We start from the raw sequence: 17,109 nt of genomic DNA, 5'->3' as shown, positions 1-17,109 counted from the left end.
GGCGCTGGCCAGATCTTTCGACGCAAGGGGTGCGACACGACATGACAACGACCGATCTGCCCACAACGGTTCCCTACCGGGAGGTCACCGACGCGAACGGTCGCGTCTACCGCCTCGGTGAGACCGACATCGACATCATGGGCCGCAAGCGCAAGTGGATGGTGATCCTTCCCTGGATCGGCATGATGGGCATCTCCTCCGCCGAGTACGCGTTCGCGTCCGCCGAGGACACCCTGCACACGGCGCACAGCTGGAACAGCATGCACATCTTCTGGATGATGACCGTCTGGGTCTTCTTCCAGGCCGCGGTGGCCTTCCCCGCGGGCAAACTGCGTGAGAGCGGAAAGCTGCCGGCCCGCTGGGCCATGATGCTCGGCGCCACCGGCACGCTGCTGGGCTACCTGTCCCTCGCCTTCGCGCCGCATGTCGTCTTCGCCTACATCGGCTTCAGCATGTTCAGTGGCATGGGCGCGGGCATGGTGTACGCGACTTGCGTCAACATGGTCGGCAAGTGGTATCCGGAGCGCAAGGGCGGCAAGACCGGCTTCGTCAACGGCGGTTTCGCCTACGGCTCGGTGCCCTTCGTCTTCCTCTTCAACGGCTACATGGACCTGACCAACTTCCGCTGGGTGCTGGTCTCGGTGGGTGTGTTCCTGGCCGGGATGGTCGCGTGCTCCGGCTACTTCTTCAAGGACCCGCCGAAGAACTGGTGGCCCTCCTCGATCGACCCGCTGAACCCGCCGGACGACCCGCGAGCGGCCCGCTCGCTGCGGATGAACCCGCCGGCGGTGCGCCAGTACTCCCCCAAGGAGGCGTGGAAGACCGGCCGGGTCGCCCTGATGTGGTTCTGCCTGGCGTGTACGTCCGGCGTGAACATCTTCGGTATCGCCTTCCAGGTGGACATCGGCGAGGAGGCCGGATTCGCCGGCGGGATCGTGGCCACCGCCATGTCCCTGAAGGCGGTCGTCAACGGCACCGGCCGCGGCGTCATCGGCTGGCTCTCCGACCTCTACGGCCGCAAGCGGTGCCTGCTCGTCGTCTGCCTCATCCTGGGCCTCGCCCAGTACGGCATCCTCTGGTCGGCCGACAGCAAGAACCTCACGCTGTTCCTGATCTTCTCCGCGATCTCCGGCTTCGGCGGCGGCGCCATCTTCCCGATGTTCGCCGCACTCACCGCCGACTACTTCGGTGAGAACAACAACGCGTCCAACTACGGCATGGTCTACAGCGCCAAGCTCGTCTCCGGTCTGGGCGCCGGCATGGGCGCGGTGGTCGTCGGCGCCTGGGGGCACTCCGGTGCCTTCATCCTGGCCGGCTCCATCTCCCTCTTCGCCGGCTGCGTGGCTGTGTTCCTCACCCCGCCGGGACGCGACAGGAAGACGGGCCGTATCTCCCCCAACCCGCAACCGCTCGGCGAGGACACAGCCTGACATGACGGCAGATCCGTACGAAGCAAGCACATCCCCCTTACCCTCCGACGCCGCACACCGTCCCTACCACGAGGTGACCGATCCCCACGGCCGCGTCTACCGGCTCGGCGAGACCGACCGGGACATCCTCGGCCACTCCCGCAAGATCATGGTGTATCTGCCGTGGATCGCCATGATGGCCATCAGCGTCTTCGAGTACGCGTACGGCTCCGCGGAGGACACCCTGTCCCACGCGCACGGCTGGACGCAGAGCAACACCTTCTGGATCCTCAGCGTCTGGGTGTTCTTCCAGGCCGGTATCGCCTTCCCGGCGGGCTGGCTGCGGGAGAAGGGCCACCTGTCGGCCCGTTCGGCCATGTACATCGGGTCGGGCCTGTGCCTGCTGGGGTTCCTGGCCTTGTCGCACCTGGGCAACGTGCTGCTGGCGATCCTCGGCTTCGGCGTGGTCGGCGGGATCGGCGCCGGGCTTGTCTACGCCACCTGCATCAACATGGTCGGCAAGTGGTTCCCGGAGCGGCGCGGCGCCCGCACCGGGTTCGTCAACGGAGGGTTCGCGTACGGGTCGCTGCCGTTCATCTTCATCTTCAACTACGGCTTCGACACGGCGAACTACCACCGGGTCCTGGACCTCATCGGCTGCTACGTCATGATCGTGGTCGTGGCCTGCGCGTTCTTCTTCAAGGACCCGCCGAAGAACTGGTGGCCGGCGGATATCGACCCGCTGACCTTCTCCGGTGACCGGAAGAACGCCGCGAGCCTCGCCAAGAACCCGCCGGCGGTTCGGCAGTTCACTCCGAAGGAGGCCATCCGCACGGGCATGCTGCCGCTGATGTGGATCTCGGTGGTGATGACCGCCGGTGTGTCGATCTTCGGCATCTCCTTCCAGGTCGACTTCGCCAAGGACGTGGGCTTCGGCCCGCTGGTGGCGGCGTCGTCCATGGGCCTGATGGCCGTCGTCAACGGCGTCGGCCGCGGCGTGGTGGGCTGGCTGTCCGACCGGTGGGGCCGCAAGTCCACCCTGGTGTTCGTCATCGTCGTGCTGGGCCTCGCGCAGTTCGGCGTGATCTGGGCGGGCGACCTGAAGAGCGAGTGGCTGTTCCTGTTCTTCGCGTTCCTGTCCGGCTTCGGAGGCGGCGCGTTCTACCCGCTGTTCGCGGCACTCACCCCGGACTACTTCGGGGAGAACTACAACGCCACCAACTACGGCCTGGTCTACAGCGGCAAGCTGATCAGCGGCCTGTTCGGCGGTGGACTGGGCTCGATGGTGGTCGCCGCCTGGGGCTACAACGGCGCGTACGCGCTCGCCGGCGGCGTGTCGATGCTCGCCGCGGTGGTCGCCCTGCTGCTGCGCCAGCCGGGGCGCGCACCGACAGGGCCGCGGACTGTGGGCTGACGGCCGCAGCCGCATACCTGAGGAGGCCCCTCCCCGTTCGGGGAGGGGCCTCCTCAGGTACGTACGGCGCTGGTCAGCACTTCTCCCGCAGGGAGTGCAGGTGTGCGCTGGAGCGGCGCGCGAACGTGAAGGACTCGGCCGGGTTGTCGTGCTCGGCCTGCCAGTGGTGGGCCAGGCGGTGGCCGCGCAGCCGGGTCACGGCGGAGATGAACCGCTGGTAGTCGATGTCGCCGTCGCCGACGTCGGTCATGTTGTAGCCGTACGGGTTCGACGGGTCGCTCTCGCCGTCCTTCACGTGGAAGAGCGGGTAGCGGTCGGGCTGCCGCAGGACGTAGTTCAGCGGCTCGAACGGCGCGGGTGTGCCGTCGGGCCGCTTGGAGAAACGGAACTGGCCGACGTACGCCCAGTAGATGTCCATCTCCAGGTGGACGAGGTCCGGGTCGGTCTCCTTGAGCAGGACGTCGTAGAGACGGACCTTGGGGTTGTCGGTGGCGAAGGAGAACTCCTCGGAGTGGTTGTGCTGGTAGAACTTCATGCCACGGGCCCTCGCCGCCGCGCCGTAGGTGTTGAAGTCCTCGGCGGCGCGCTTCCAGGCGTCGAGGGTCGAGCCGTAGCGGAACGGGCCGGAGGCCGTGCCGATGTGCTTGAGGCCGAGGGCCTGGGCGTCGTCGAGGACCTTGGTGAGGTTCTGGGCGAAGGTGTAGGCGTTCGGGTCGTCGGAGTAGTAGCCGACGTGGCTGCCGATCGGGTTCAGGCCGTGGTTGCGGGCCAGCCGCTTGAGCTGGGCGAGTGTGATGGGGCCGGCGGAGCCCTGGGTGTATCCGGCGAACTCGACCTCGTCGTAACCGTAGCGCTCCAGTTCGGCGAAGACGGGGCCGAAGCCGAGGGTGGAGACCTTGTCGCGCAGGCTGTAGAGCTGGATGCCGAGGCGGCCGGGCGGCAGGACGGGGCGGCCGCGGCCCTTGGTGCCGGACGTGGTGGCGGGCGTGGCGCTGCCGTTGGCGGCGGCGTTGGGGGTGGCGGCGTTCGCCGGGGCCGCGGCGCCGAGCAGGGCGGCGGCGGTGGTGCCGGCGGCCACGCCGAGCATGCCTCGTCTGCTGAGGCGGTGACCGAGCTCGGGGTCGGGCTGGGAGAAGCGGCTCATGCGTGGAACTCCTCGTGATCGCGGGGCGTTGTCAGTGGTGAGTGCTTCACTTGTGACCAGTCGGTACCGAGGGCTGTGACCTCAGGTGAGACCGGCGAGTCGGAGCAGCAGTGACTTCACATCGGTGGCCGCGACGCGGTCTCCGACAGCACGGGGGGTGGAGCAGATGAGGAGCGGACCGTCGTCGTCGCTCTGCGGAAGGCGGCCGTGGCTGCCGCGAATAGGTGAGGGGTCCAGGGGCACGACCGCCATGCGGTAGCGCATGCCGAGCTTCTTGCGCGCCAGTGCGCTGGCCGCCTTGACCTTGACGTAGGGGTCGAGGGGATCCATGAAGAGTTCGACCGGGTCGTAGCCGGGTTTGCGGTGGATCTCGACCAGCTGCGCGAAGTCGGGCGCGCGGTCGTCGTCGAGCCAGTAGTAGTACGTGAACCAGGCGTCGGGTTCCGCCACGGCGACGAGTTCGCCCGCGCGCGGATGGTCGAGGTGGTGGGTCTTCTTGCCCTCGTCGTCCAGGAGTTGGGCGATGCCGGGCAGGCCGTCGAGGGCCGCTCGTGTGGCGTCGAGGTCCTCGGGGCGGCGCACATAGACATGGGCGATCTGGTGGTCGGCGACCGCGAAGGCGCGGGACGCCATCGGGTCGAGGTACTCCATGCCGTCCTGCGTGTGCACCTCCAGCAGCCCGGCGCGGCGCAGGGCGCGGTTGATGTCGACGTGCCGGTTCACGCGGGTGATGCCGTACTCGGACAGGGCGACGACGGTACGGCCCTCGGCGCGGGCGTCGTCCAGCAGCGGGGCGATGGCGGTATCGAGGTCGGCGGCCGCCTTCAGGGAGCGCGGGTCGTCGGGGCCGAAGCGCTGCAGGTCGTAGTCGAGATGAGGGAGGTAGCAGAGGGTCAGGTCCGGGTGCCGGGTGCGGATGATGTGGCGGGTCGCGTCGATGATCCACCGGCTGGAGACGAGGTCGGCTCCGGGTCCCCAGAAGTGGAACAGAGGGAACGTGCCGAGTTCGTCGGTGAGTTCGTCGTGCAGTTCGGCCGGCCGCGTGTAGCAGTCGGGTTCCTTGCGGCCGTCGGCGTAGTAGACCGGACGGGGGGTGACGGTGATGTCGGTGTCGGCGCCCATGGCGTACCACCAGCAGATGTTCGCGACGGTGTAGCCGGGGTGGGCGCGCCGGGCGGCGTCCCAGAGCTTGTCGCCGGCCACGAGCCCGTTGTGCTGGCGCCACAGCAGGACGTCGCCGAGTTCGCGAAAGTACCAGCCGTTGCCGACGATGCCGTGCTCCGAGGGCATGGTGCCGGTGAGGAACGTGGACTGGGCCGCGCAGGTGACGGCGGGCAGGACGGTGCCGAGCGGGGCACGGGAACCGGACTGGCCGAGTGCTTTGAGGTGGGGCATGTGGTCGAGGAGACGGGGGGTGAGGCCTACGACGTCGAGGACGAGGAGCGGGGTGGGGCGGGTCGCGGCGCCCGGGTCGGACTGCTCATGGGGGCCGGTGCTCATGGCAGCTCCTTCAGGCCGAGGTCGGTCAGCAGGTCGCGGGCGAGGGTGAGTTCGGCGGCGATGCCCTCGGCGAGCTGAGTGCGGCCTTTGGGGCGCAGCTCGGGCGGGAGGGCCTGCCAGGTGTAGGTCTCGACCTCCAGGTGGCGGGTGAGCGGGGCCGGGCCGCCGACGAGCCGGGTCAGTGCGGATTTCAGGACCGGGAGAGTGGAGGTGAGCGGCGCGGCGGGGGGCGCGTGCAGGGGGACGTGGAAGTGGGAGCGCCAGGGTGCGGTGTCCGGCAGTGCGTGTCCGGCGAGGGCCTCGTCGAGGTCGTCGGTGGCGCGCAGGCCGGCGGCGATGGGGGTCCCTCCCGCTCGACCGGAGTCGAGCGTGGGGGAGCTGCGGGTCTGGTGCAGGAAGCGGGGTTCGGCGAAGGCGGCTAGGGCCTCGCGTACCTCGGGGAGATGGGGGTGTTCGGCGTGCAGGGCGGCGGAGAGCTGGGATTTGACGACGGGGACGCCGGCCTCGGTGAGGGCGTCCAGGGCGGCGTGCGGATCTTCGAAGGAGGTGGCGAGATGGCAGGTGTCGACGCAGACGCCGATGCGGTCGTGGCCGATCGCGGTGAGCGGGGTGATGGCGTCGTGGGTCGTCTCGACGACGCAGCCGGGTTCCGGTTCCAGGCCGACGCGGATGGAGCGGCCGGTCAGCTCCTCAAGGGCGTCGAGGCGTTCGGCGAGGGCGCGCAACGCGGTGCGGGCACTTTGCGCGCGCTCGTCGTCGTACGCGGTGCGCCAGGCGAGAGGCAGGGTGGAGATGGTCCCGTCGGTGACGTCGTCGGGGAGGAGCCCGGCGAGGACGCGGGCCAGGGCGGTGGTGTGGTCGAGACGTTCCGGGTCGGCCCAGTCCGGCTTGTAGACGCGGTACTTGACCTCCTCGGCGCCGAAGCCCTCATAGGGGAAGCCGTTGAGGGTGACGACCTCGAGCCCGCGCCGGTCGAGTTCGGTGCGCAGGCCGCGCAGCGCGGCGGGATCGGTGACGAGGGCGTGGGCGGCGTCCTTGGCGAGCCACAGTCCGATGCCGAGCCGGTCGCGGCCGAGGCGGCGGCGGACGGGTTCGCAGTGGTCGCGGAGCTGGGCGAGGACACCGTCGAGCGTCTCCGCGGGGTGGACGTTGGTGCAGTAGGCGAGGTGGACGGTGGAGCCGTCGGGGTGGCGGAAGCGCATGGTTCACGCCTCCGCGGCGGGGACGGGGGCCGGCGTGCCCGGGCCGGTGTCCGGCTCGTGCGGATCCTTCGGGGCGCCGCGCAGGACGGAGTTGCCCTCGTGGGTGGCCTCCGTGCCGGTGACATCGAGGTTCAGGCGGCCGCTGAGCCCGTAGAAGGCGACGGGGTTACGCCACAGCACCTGGTCGACGTCGTCCTCGTCGAAGCCCTCGGCCAGCATCAGGTCGCCGACCTTGCGGGTCTTGAGGGGGTCGCTCTTTCCCCAGTCGGCGGCGGAGTTCACCAGCACCTGCTCGGTGCCATGGGCGTGCAGCAGCGCGACCATGCGTTCCTCGTCCATCTTGGTGTCGGGATAGACGGAGAAACCCAGCCAACAGCCGCTGTCCCGGGCTTCCTTGACGGTGGTCTCGTTGAGGTGGTCGATCAGCACCCGGTCCGGGGCCAGTGCGGACTCCCGTACGACGTCGAGGGTGCGGCGCAGTCCGGCGAGCTTGTCGCGGTGCGGGGTGTGCACGAGGGCGGGCAGGCCGTGATCGGCGGCGAGCTGGAGCTGCGCGGCGAGGACGGTGTCCTCGGCGGGGGTCATGGAGTCGTAGCCGATCTCCCCGACCGCCACGACGTTGTCCTTGACGAGATACCGGGGCAGCTCGTCGAGGACGGGCAGGCAACGGGGGTCGTTCGCCTCTTTGGGGTTGAGGGCGATCGTGCAGTGATGGGCGATGCCGTACTGGGCGGCGCGGAAGGGCTCCCAGCCGAGGAGGGCGTCGAAGTAGTCACAGAAGGAGGCGGGCGAGGTGCGCGGCTGGCCGAGCCAGAAGGACGGCTCTACGACGGCGCGGACACCGGCGGCGTACATGGCCTCGTAGTCGTCGGTGGTCCGGGACGTCATGTGGATGTGGGGGTCGAAGATGCGCATCAGGACTCCTTGCCGTGGGGGTGGTCCGTGACAGGGGCCGGGGTGATGGACTCGGTCAGGTCCAGGACGCGGTGCAGATCCTCGGGGACGGTGCGGCCGGCGGCGGTGCGTTCGGCGGCGTAGTCGCCCAGCATCCGGGCGAGTTCGTCGTCGCCGGCGGCGCGCCGGGGCAGGTCCGCCACGTGGTCGACCGGCACGCCGGTGAACAGGCACTTCAGCACGGCGTGACGCCAGGCATGGGCGGTCAGGTGCTGAGCGGCGTAGGGGCCGACGGCGGCGCTGAGGAGCCGGGTGTCGTTGGTGCGCAGGGCGTCCTCGATCAGCGGGAGCGCGTCCGGTCCGGGGACGAGGTGGGGCAGGGCGTGCAGCACGGCCCGGCGCTCGTCGGCGGTGCCCTGGAAGTACACCCGGGTCAGGGCGTCGATGCCGGCGCGGGCGGCGTCCAGGATGAGGACCCGTGCGGCGTCGGCGTGCGCGGCACCGCAGCGCCGGCCTGCTTCGGCGAGACGCAGCTCCCATACGGAGATGGGCCCGTGGAGGCCGGGGTGGGCGGCGGCCTCGTCGAGGGCGTGGTCGAGCCAGGTACGGGCGGCCGGGTCGAGGCGGGTGGTGAGGCGGTGGCGGAGGTCGGCGAGCGAGGGGGTGGGGGCGGTGTGCTGGGTGGGGTGTCGGGTGCGGGCGTCGCCCGGGGCGGCCTCGGGGCTGCGGACGGTGGCGCCCTGGCCGGCGGCGACGCCCTGGCCGGCGGCGGCGTCCTGGCCGGTGGCGCTCTGGCCGGTGTCGTTGAGGCCATGGGCGCCGTCGGTGCTCCGGTCGGTTCCCTTGAGGCCTGGCGCTGCCTGGGTGCTCTGGGTGTTCTCGGTTCTCGCCGCCGGTGTGGCGCGGGGACGGGTCATCTGGTGCTGCTCCCCTCAGGGGTGGCGGAGGGAGCGCCGTGGGGTGGCGCGGCCTGCTGGAGGGCCGGAGCGGTGGCAGGCGGCAGGGTGGCCGCGGTCCGCTCGGCGTGGCGGAGGAACGGGAGGGAGTGCGCGGCGAAGTGTGGGCCGGCGTGGGAGTGGCGGGGCAGTTCGACGACGGTCAGGCCCTGGTAGCCGGTGGCCGCGAGGGCCGCCAGGACCGGCGGGAAGTCGATCTCCCCGTCCCCGAAGGGGAGGTGCTCGTGGACGCCGCGCCGCATGTCCTCGATCTGGACGTGCCGCAGCCAGGGGGCGGCGGCACGCACGCAGTCGGCGGGAGAAAGGGGTTCGAGGCACTGGCAGTGGCCGATGTCCAGGGTGAGGCCGAGGGGTTCGGGGTCGCCGAGGGCGCTGCGGAGCCGGTGGAAGTCGGCCAGGGTGGCGAGGAGGTGACCGGGCTCGGGTTCGACGGCGAGCGGGATGCCCGCGGAGGCGGCGACGTCCAGGACGGGAGTCAGGGTCTCGGTGAGGCGTTTCCACGCGGTGTCCGTGTCGGTGTCCTCCGGGAGGAGACCGCTGAAGCAGTGCACCGCGTGGGCGCCGAGGTCGGCGGCGACGCGGACGGCTCGGACGAGGAGGCCGGCGCGGCGGGCCCGGTCGTCCGGGTCCGGGTCCAGCAAGGACGGGCCGTGCTTGCGGCGGGGGTCGAGGACGTAGCGTGCGCCCGTCTCGATGGTGACGCCCAGCCCGAGCGCGTCCAACCGGTGCGCGACCCGGCGGGTGCGGGCGGCGAGGTCGGGGGCGAGCGGGTCGAGGTGCATGTGGTCGAGGGTCAGTCCGACGCCGTCGTAACCGAGATCGGCGAGGAGGCCGAGGGCGTCGTCGAGACGAAGGTCGGCGAGACCGTTGGTGCCGTAACCGAAGCGGAGGGGAGGAAGGACGCCGGGCCGTGCGAGGGAAGCGCTGGGTGAGACGGCGGGCCGGGCGGGGGCAGTACCGGACGAGGCGACGGGCCGGGCCGGGACAGTACCGGACGAGGCAGCGGGCCGGGCCGGGACAGTACCGGACGAGGCAGCGGGCCGGGCCGGGACAGTACCGGACGAGGCGACGGGCCGGGCCGGGACAGTACCGGACGAGGCGACGGGCCGGGCCGGGACAGTACCGGACGAGGCGACGGGCCGGGCCGGGGCAGTACCGGACGAGGCGACGGGCCGGGCCGGGGCAGTACCGGGCGAGGTGGCCGGCTGGGCGTCGGGGGTCGGTGCGGTCGTGGCACGGCTCTTCGGGGCATGGGCATCGGCGCTCATGTGATGCTCACCTTCTTCGCGTACCGGGCTCCGAGGGGGGCGAGCGCGGCGATGAGAAGTGCCGTGGCCGTGCCCCGGCAGCGGGCGGTGAGGGCGGCCTGGAGGGGGATGGTGGCGCGGATGCCGGCACCGACAGCGCGTTGGGTGAGGGGAGGTGAGGGGTTCAGGGTGGCGTGGAGGTAGGGGCGGGCGGTCGTCGCGGCGTACGCGGCCGTGAGGGCGGTGGTGAGCAGCGCTCCGGAGTCCTGCCCCGAAAACCGGCCGGCCCGGAGACCCGCCGGCCTGTGCCCGGTTGCCGGCCGGCGGCCTCTCGTCGGCCCGCCGGAGCTGCGGCGCGTCACCAGTCGGGTCAGCAGGGCCGTCGTCGCGAGGGCCGCCAGCGGCGGCACGGGTGAGCCGCCCTGGGCCTCCTGGCGGGAGACCGTGGTGACGGCGAGGGTGTGGGTGCCGAGGAGGGCGGCGGAGGGCAGGGCCGGGCGGGTGCTGCCGCTCGTGGCCGCGGCTCCCAGGAGCAGGTCGAGGCCACGTGCCGTGCCCATGGCCACGGGCCCGGCCGGTGTGTGCTTCAGGCCGAGGTCGTACGCCCAGACGGTCGCCGCGAGGGGTGCGGCGACGGCCAGGGCCGGGCGGCCCGCCCCGGCGGCCAGGGCCAGTCCGGCTCCGGTGAGGGCGCAGGCCGCCGTGAGGGCGGCGGCGGGACGGATGCGGCCGGAGGGCAGGGGGCGGTGCGGGCGTTCGACGGCGTCCACGTCGCGGTCGGCCCAGTCGTTGAGGGCCATGCCGGCTTCGTACAGGCAGAGGGAGGAGGCGATGGCGAGCAGGGTGCGGGTGTCGGGGGACGCGCCGGTTGCGGCCGTGCCGGCCAGGACGTCTCCGGGGACGCTGAAGAGGGCGGGCAGGCGCAGGAGTTCGGCCCATGCGCGGCGTCGGTGCGTGCGGCCGGGGCATGCGCAGGGGGGCGTGTCACCGGCAGTGGCCCGAGGAGCGGCGGTGGGCGTCTCGTCGGGGCATCCGCAAGGGCTTTCGCGCAGCGTCACCGTGCTTCTCCCGTCACCTCGGAGCCGCTCACCGACCCCGCGTCACGGCCCACGCCCTCGCCTTCTCCCTGGCCTTCTCCTGGGCCTTCTCCCTCGCCCTGCCCCAGGCTCCTCCCGAACCGGACCAGTTCCTCGTACTGCTCGGACAACCCCGAGGGCCCCTCCCCCACCGGGTCCTTGAAGTAGAAGCCGAGCGCGCCGAGGGGTCCGGACAGCCCTGTCTCGTGGGCCCGGGCGGTCAGGCGGGCCAGGTCGAGGACGAGGGGTGCGGCCAGGGCCGAGTCGCAGCCCTGCCAGATGGTCTGGAGGATCATGCGCGTGCCGAGGAAGCCGTCGAAGGCGATGTGGTCCCAGGCGGTCTTCCAGTCGCCGAGGGCGGGGACGTCGTCGATGTGGACCTCGCCCTCGGGGACGGTGCCGAGGGTGTCGGCGAGGACGCGTTCCTTGCCCGCGTTCTTCGCCGCGGCGGCGGCAGGGTCGGCGAGGGCGGCGCCGTCGCCGCCGCCCAGCAGGTTCGTGCCGGACCAGGCCCTGACCCGCAGTGCCCGTTGCGCGAACATCGGGCCCAGCACGGCCCGCAGCAGCGTCTGTCCGGTCTTGCCGTCGCGGCCGGTATGCGGCAGGCCGCTGTACTCGGCCTCGTCGGCCGCGACGGGGTGGTGCATGCCTTCGGAGGGGGTGAAGTTGACGTAGGGGCAGCCCGCGCGCAGGGCGGCCAGGGCGTAGAGGGTGCTGGCCGGCAGTGGGGCGTCGGGCCCCTGGGAGGCGGGTTCGGTGGAGGCGACGTTCACGACCACGGCCCGCTCCAGGTCGTGGCGGTGGACGAAGTCGCGTATGTCGGCGGCGAAGGCCGTGATCAGTTCGGCCTGGCTCCTGGTGTCCCCGGGGGTGGGGCCGCCGGGTCTGATCTCCCGGTCCGCTGCGGCGAGTTCGGCGGTGACCGCGGTGGCGATGCCGGGTGGGAGGACGCCGCCGGAGGTCAGGGTCTCGGCGCGCTTGGGCAGGGGGCAGTCGAGGGTGTCGTGCCCGCCGAAGACGAGGTCGGACAGCGCGGGCAGACCGCTGCCGGTGAAGTCCGGTGTTTCGGTCACCATGCCGGTGGGCGGGTGCAGTCCCGCGGCGACGGCGGCGCACCCCGTGACGACGGTGGTGGCGACGGAGCCTCGGGCTCCGATCAGCCACACCCCCACACGGGGTCGGGAGAGGGACGCGGACATGGGCAGCCTCCTGATCGTGCGCGAGCCCCGGGGGGAGGTGAGGAGACGGCGGGCGGGGGTCCGGCGTCCCCCGCCCGCCGCCGTTCAGTCGCCCTGGACGGGCAGTTCCTTCAACTGGATGTTGCGGAAGGAGACCTGGTCACCGGCGCCATGGTTCTGGAGGCCGATGTAGCCGTCGGTCAGGCTCCGCTGGGGGTCCTTGTTGGTGAAGTCGTTGATCTTGACTCCGTTGAGGAACACCTGGAGGCGTTCGCCCTGGACCTTGATCTCGTAGGAGTTCCACTGGCCGGGCGGCCGCAGAACCTGGTCACGGGCCTTGATGTTGGCCGACTTGAACGAGTAGACGGAGCCCGTGGTGCGGTCGGCCGCGTCCGTGGCGTCGATCTGGATCTCGTAGCCCTTGTTCACCGCGGACCAGGGGTCGTCGGAGGCCGGGAAGCCCACGAAGATCCCGGAGTTGTCGTCGCCTCGCATCTTCCAGTCGAGCTTGAGCGAGTACGACTTCAGCTCCTTGGCCTGGTACCAGAGCAGGCCCATGCCGCCCTCGGACTCCAGGGTGCCGTCCTTGACGTTGAACGTGCCGGGGCCGGCCTGCTTCCAGCCGTCCAGGGTCTGGCCGTTGAAGATCTTCCGGTAGTCCTTGCTCGGCTTGCAGTCCGCCTTGACCTGGCCGGTGGCGTACTGGAGGCCGCCGAGCAGATGGGCGCGGAAGGCCTCGTCGGCGTAGGACTCCTTGGTGTGGCCGCCGCCGGTGTAGAAGGAGCGGCCGCCGCCGTAGCTCTGGCACCAGGCGAGCGGGTGGTCGCCCTTCATGGTGCCGCCCTGGTAGGTGGTCTCGTCGAGGGTGGCGAGGACCTTGGCCTGCTCACGGGGGTTGGTGCGGTAGTTGTACCACTCGTCGGTGCGCTCCCAGGCGTCGTCCAGGTGCCCGGTGGACGGGTGGTCGTGGTCCTCGACGCGGACGGTGGCCTTCTGGATGGCCGGGTGCGAGTCGAAGTAGGCGCCGACGAGGCCGCCGTAGAACGACCAGTCGTACTCGGTGTCGGCAGCCGCGTGGATGCCCATGTATCCGCCGCCGCCGGCCACGTAGTTCTCGAACGCCTTCTGCTGCTCGGCGTCCAGCACGTCACCGGTGGTGGACAGGAAGGCCACGGCGTCGTATTTGGCGAGGTTGGTCGTGGTGAACTGCTTGGCCTCCTCGGTCGCGTCGACCGTGATGCCGGCCGGGCCGCCGAGTTCCTTCAGCGCGGTGATGCCGGCCGGGATGGAGTCGTGGCGGAAGCCGGCGGTCTTGGAGAAGACCAGGACCTTCTTGCCGCCCTTGAACGGCTTCGTGGAGAACTCGAAGTCGTCCACGTCGTAGAGCGCGCCCTCGCCGCCCTTGAAGACCAGGTAGATGTCGGTGGTCTTCTTCGGCAGCGACCCCAGCGGCACGTCGACGTTCTGGAACGTCTCCCAGCCACCGGTCGGCGGGATGTAGGCCGAGCCGTGCAGCGGTCCGTCGGGCGAGCCGGTGCGCAGTTCGATGAAGCCGCCCGCGCCGCCGGAGGAGGCCCGCACGGTCATCTTCTTCTGCCCGTCGAACCGGTAGGGGGAGAAGGAGATCCAGTCGCCGTCGTTGATGTCGCCGACGGTCTTGCCGCCGTTGGCGCCGGTCTTGTCGATGACCGCCACACCGGACTGGGTGGTGAAGTGCTCGCCCTGGCGGTGCAGCGGCTGGAGCACGGTGCGGGCGGTGCCCGTCAGCGCCTCCTGGCCGTTCGCCCCGCCGTCGGTGTAGCTCGCGCCGACGACGCCGTAGATGTTGGCGTTGGGGTCGTGGCCGCCGTCACCGGGGGGCGGTGTCAGGGTGCCCTCGCAGCCCATCTCGCTGGTCAGCTCGTGGGCGTGGGAGTCGTGGCCGAGGCTGTAGGAGACCTTGACCTTGGAGCAGTCGACCGTCTCCTCGGGGTCGGTGACGGTCACCTTGAACGGGACGGGTTTGCCGAACTCGGCCAGGGCGCCGTTGCCCGGGACGTCGATGCGCACCTTGGGCTCGGTGTTGCCGACGACGATCCGGACGCTGGCGTTACCGGTGTTGCCCTCGGCGTCCTTGGCGGTGAAGGTGGCGCTGTAGGTGCCGACCTTCTTGTAGGTGTGGGTGGGGTTGAGGCCCTCGCCCTTGGTGCCGTCGCCGAAGTCCCAGCTGTAGGTGAGGTCGGGAGAGTCGGCGTCCTTGGCGGAGGCGGTGAATTTGACCTTCAGGCCTGCCGCGCCGGACGTCTTGTCGGCGCTGACCTCGGCGATCGGGGAGAAGCCGTCCTCGGCGTTCTCGATCCGGTACAGCGCGGAGTCCTTGTCGCCCTGGAACCAGGAGAGGCCGTAGTCGAGGACGTAGAGCGCGCCGTCGGGGCCGAACTCCATGTCCATGATCTGGGTGCCGGTCCAGGGAAAGTCGTTGATCTTCGCGACCGAGCCGTCGTCGTTCTGCTCGATCCGCTTGATCCAGCGGCGACCGAACTCACCGGCGAAGAAGTCTCCGTCGTAGGCCTCCGGGAACTTCACGCTGGAGTCCAGCTCGGGGTCGTAACGGTAGACCGGGCCGCCCATCGGGGACTCGGAGCCGCTGCCGAACTCGGGCACGGAGCCGCCGTCGTACGGGATCCAGGCGGCCTGCGCGGGCGGCAGGTCGGTCAGGCCCGTGTTGTACGGCGAGGTGTTCTTCGGGGCGTTGCAGTCGAACGTCTCGCCGGACTCCTTGGTGGCGAAGTCGTAGTCGACGTAAGCGTCGTTGTCGCCGGTGCAGAAGGGCCAGCCGAAATTGGCCGCCTTGGTCACCTTGGCGAACTCGACCTGTCCGCCCGGGCCGCGCTTGGGGTCGGCGGCGCCGGCGTCGGGGCCGTAGTCGCCGACGTAGACGGTGCCGGTCTTGTCGTCGACGCTCATCCGGAACGGGTTGCGGAAGCCCATCGCGTAGATCTCGGGGCGGGTCTTCTCGGTGCCGGGGGCGAAGAGGTTGCCCTCCGGGACGGTGTAGGAGCCGTCCTCGGCGACCTTGATGCGCAGGATCTTGCCGCGCAGGTCGTTGGTGTTGCCGGCGCTGCGGCGCGCGTCGAAGGCCGGGTTGCGGTTCGGCCGGTCGTCGATCGGTGTGTAGCCGTCGGAGGCGAAGGGGTTGGTGTCGTCGCCGGTCGACAGGTAGAGATTGCCGTCGGCGTCGAAGTCGATGTCCCCGCCGACGTGGCAGCAGGTGCCGCGGGAGGCCGCGACGTCGATGACCTTCATCTCGCTGGCCGTGTTCAGCGTGCCGTTGGCGTTCAGGGTGAAGCGGGAGAGGCGGTTGACGCCGTCGAACTTTCTGAAGTCCTCGGCCGTGCCGGTCTCCGGGGCGTCGCCCGCGGGGGTGTCGAGCGGCGGGGCGTAGTAGAGGTAGATCGCCCGGTTGTTCTTGAAGTCCGGGTCGATGCCGACGCCTTGGAGGCCCTCCTCGTCGTGGCTGTAGACGTCGAGTTTGCCGGCGACCTTGGTGACGCCGCCCTGGTCGGTGAGGCGCAGTGTGCCGTCGCGCGAGGTGTGCAGGACGCTGCGGTCCGGGAGCACGGCGAGCGACATCGGCTCGCCCATCTCGGGCTCGCCCTTGGCGAGCGGCACCTGCTGGAACTGGCCCTCGGCGGACGCCGGTTCGTCGTGCTCCGGGTGGCCGGGGTGGGCGCCGGCGACGGTGGCCGGGGTGCCGACGGCGAGGAGCAGTCCGGTGAACAGGGCGACGGTGGTGCGAAGCCCGGGACGCCTGGGGGTGGCGGTGCTTCTGAGTCTGGTTCTGTGCACGAAGTCCCTCCGGGAACGGGGTGGGCCGTACGGGGTGGGTGCGAAGCGTGCGGTGCGGGCGCCGGGGTGCGCCGTCACCCCGGAGGTGCGTGTGTCCTGAACACATCAAGGACGGTAACCGTGTCCGTCCGGGGCGAACACCCCTTGCGACGGACTCGGTCGGACTTTCTCCCAGTGCGGGACAAAGCGGGATCCGCGCAGGTCGGAGGGGGGACCGGCGGTGTTGCCGGTCCCCGTCCCCGACCTGCGCCGGGAGCGTGGTTCAGCTGTTGAACGCGGCGTCGAAGGACGCGCTGGGGGGCTCGAAGTCGAAGGCCTTCAGCCGCGTCAGGGCCTCCGGCGCCCCCTGCAGACGGTCCATGCCGGCGTCCTCCCACTCGACCGAGACGGGGCCCTGGTAGTCGATGGAGCGCAGCATCCGGAAGACGTCCTCCCAGGGGACGTCGCCGTGTCCGGCGGAGACGAAGTCCCAGCCGCGCCGCGGGTCGCCCCAGGGCAGATGGGAGCCGAGGCGGCCGTTGCGGCCGTCGAGGCGCTTGCGGGCCTCCTTGCAGTCGACGTGGTAGATCCGGTCGCGGAAGTCCCAGAGGAAACCGACCGGGTCGAGGTCCTGCCACACGAAGTGCGAGGGGTCGAAGTTGAGGCCGAAGGCGGGGCGCCTGCCGACCGCTTCCAACGCGCGGGCCGTCGTCCAGTAGTCGTAGGCGATCTCGCTGGGGTGGACCTCGTGCGCGAACCGCACGCCCTCGGCGTCGAAGACGTCCAGGATCGGGTTCCAGCGGTCGGCGAAGTCCTGGTAGCCCCGCTCGATCATCGCCTCGGGAGCGGGCGGGAACATGGCGACCAGGTGCCAGATGGCGGAGCCCGTGAACCCGATGACGGTGTTCACGCCGAAGGCGGCCGCGGCCCGGGCGGTGTCCTTCATGCGTTCCGCGGCCCGCTGCCGGACTCCTTCCGGGTCTCCGTCGCCCCAGACCGCTTCCGGGACGATCGCCTGGTGCCGCTCGTCGATGATGGCGTCGCAGACGGCCTGGCCGACCAGGTGGTTCGAGATCGCCCAGCACTTCAGGCCGTACTTGTCGAGGAGCTGATGCCTCGACTCCACATAGGAGGGATCGGCCAGCGCCTTGTCGACTTCGAAGTGGTCTCCCCAGCAGGCGAGTTCGAGGCCGTCGTAGCCGAAGTCGCGGGCCAGGCGGCAGACCTCCTCCAGGGGCAGGTCCGCCCACTGGCCGGTGAACAGGGTGAAAGTGCGGGGCAT

Annotated in this window: 11 protein-coding genes and 1 pseudogene; 2 read left to right on the top strand and 10 right to left on the bottom strand. The window is 70.9% G+C overall.

The features are described 5' to 3' along the window. Nucleotides 1–41 precede the first annotated feature (41 nt). Nucleotides 42–1,430: an OFA family MFS transporter gene (locus QOL88_RS32980; protein ID WP_097221895.1), complete on the top strand. Its 1,389-nt coding sequence runs from the start codon at nt 42–44 to the stop codon at nt 1,428–1,430. A gap of 1 nt (nt 1,431) precedes the next feature. Then, entirely contained in the window at nt 1,432–2,823 is a 1,392-nt protein-coding gene (locus QOL88_RS32975) for an OFA family MFS transporter (protein WP_179879023.1), read from the top strand. Between the two features lie 73 nt (nt 2,824–2,896). Here QOL88_RS32975 and QOL88_RS32970 read toward each other — a convergent pair whose 3' ends face one another. The 10 genes and pseudogenes from QOL88_RS32970 to QOL88_RS32925 form a co-directional block, all read right to left on the bottom strand. Then, nucleotides 2,897–3,967, bottom strand: coding sequence for a sugar phosphate isomerase/epimerase family protein (locus tag QOL88_RS32970; RefSeq protein ID WP_097221893.1), 1,071 nt, complete (start codon nt 3,965–3,967; stop codon nt 2,897–2,899). Nucleotides 3,968–4,048: 81 nt separating this feature from the next. Continuing rightward, on the bottom strand, nt 4,049–5,467 hold the full coding sequence (locus QOL88_RS32965) for an alkaline phosphatase family protein (protein WP_097221892.1): 1,419 nt from the start codon (nt 5,465–5,467) through the stop codon (nt 4,049–4,051). Then, nucleotides 5,464–6,669 carry a metabolite traffic protein EboE gene (gene eboE / locus QOL88_RS32960; RefSeq protein ID WP_097221891.1) on the bottom strand — a complete coding sequence of 402 codons (1,206 nt, stop codon included), beginning with the start codon at nt 6,667–6,669 and terminating at the stop codon, nt 5,464–5,466. The genes QOL88_RS32965 and eboE overlap by 4 nt, the downstream gene beginning before the upstream one ends. A 3-nt stretch (nt 6,670–6,672) precedes the next feature. Next, a complete protein-coding gene (locus QOL88_RS32955; protein WP_097221890.1) occupies nt 6,673–7,584 on the bottom strand; it encodes a TatD family hydrolase in 912 nt (303 codons plus the stop codon). Next, nucleotides 7,584–8,480 carry an EboA domain-containing protein gene (locus tag QOL88_RS32950; protein WP_283445916.1) on the bottom strand — a complete coding sequence of 299 codons (897 nt, stop codon included), beginning with the start codon at nt 8,478–8,480 and terminating at the stop codon, nt 7,584–7,586. The genes QOL88_RS32955 and QOL88_RS32950 overlap by 1 nt, the downstream gene beginning before the upstream one ends. Then, nucleotides 8,477–9,412, bottom strand: a pseudogene (locus QOL88_RS32945) (sugar phosphate isomerase/epimerase family protein); the annotation flags it as partial. The gene QOL88_RS32950 and the pseudogene QOL88_RS32945, both read right to left, overlap by 4 nt. A gap of 371 nt (nt 9,413–9,783) precedes the next feature. After that, entirely contained in the window at nt 9,784–10,824 is a 1,041-nt protein-coding gene (locus tag QOL88_RS32940) for an SCO3242 family prenyltransferase (RefSeq protein WP_097221889.1), read from the bottom strand. Further along, nucleotides 10,821–12,041: an inositol-3-phosphate synthase gene (locus tag QOL88_RS32935; RefSeq protein ID WP_257027960.1), complete on the bottom strand. Its 1,221-nt coding sequence runs from the start codon at nt 12,039–12,041 to the stop codon at nt 10,821–10,823. Before QOL88_RS32935 ends, QOL88_RS32940 begins: the two co-directional genes overlap by 4 nt. Nucleotides 12,042–12,125: 84 nt before the next feature. After that, a complete protein-coding gene (locus tag QOL88_RS32930; protein WP_097223286.1) occupies nt 12,126–15,848 on the bottom strand; it encodes a ThuA domain-containing protein in 3,723 nt (1,240 codons plus the stop codon). A gap of 262 nt (nt 15,849–16,110) precedes the next feature. After that, nucleotides 16,111–17,109, bottom strand: a complete 999-nt coding sequence (locus QOL88_RS32925; RefSeq protein ID WP_097221888.1) for a sugar phosphate isomerase/epimerase family protein — start codon at nt 17,107–17,109, stop codon at nt 16,111–16,113.

The sequence above is a fragment of the Streptomyces sp. Ag82_O1-12 genome (assembly GCF_900182715.1).
In the GTDB taxonomy this organism is placed as follows: domain Bacteria; phylum Actinomycetota; class Actinomycetes; order Streptomycetales; family Streptomycetaceae; genus Streptomyces; species Streptomyces massasporeus.
This window is presented reverse-complemented; position numbering and strand designations above follow the sequence as displayed.

Bases quoted from the DNA above. Each gene is read 5' to 3' on its own strand.
- QOL88_RS32955 (WP_097221890.1), bottom strand. From the start codon at position 7,584: ATGCGCATCTTCGACCCCCACATCCACATGACGTCCCGGACCACCGAC.
- QOL88_RS32925 (WP_097221888.1), bottom strand. From the start codon at position 17,109: ATGCCCCGCACTTTCACCCTGTTCACCGGCCAGTGGGCGGACCTGCCC.
- QOL88_RS32965 (WP_097221892.1), bottom strand. From the start codon at position 5,467: ATGAGCACCGGCCCCCATGAGCAGTCCGACCCGGGCGCCGCGACCCGC.
- QOL88_RS32950 (WP_283445916.1), bottom strand. From the start codon at position 8,480: ATGACCCGTCCCCGCGCCACACCGGCGGCGAGAACCGAGAACACCCAG.
- QOL88_RS32980 (WP_097221895.1), top strand. From the start codon at position 42: ATGACAACGACCGATCTGCCCACAACGGTTCCCTACCGGGAGGTCACC.
- eboE (WP_097221891.1), bottom strand. From the start codon at position 6,669: ATGCGCTTCCGCCACCCCGACGGCTCCACCGTCCACCTCGCCTACTGC.
- QOL88_RS32975 (WP_179879023.1), top strand. From the start codon at position 1,432: ATGACGGCAGATCCGTACGAAGCAAGCACATCCCCCTTACCCTCCGAC.
- QOL88_RS32935 (WP_257027960.1), bottom strand. From the start codon at position 12,041: ATGTCCGCGTCCCTCTCCCGACCCCGTGTGGGGGTGTGGCTGATCGGA.
- QOL88_RS32970 (WP_097221893.1), bottom strand. From the start codon at position 3,967: ATGAGCCGCTTCTCCCAGCCCGACCCCGAGCTCGGTCACCGCCTCAGC.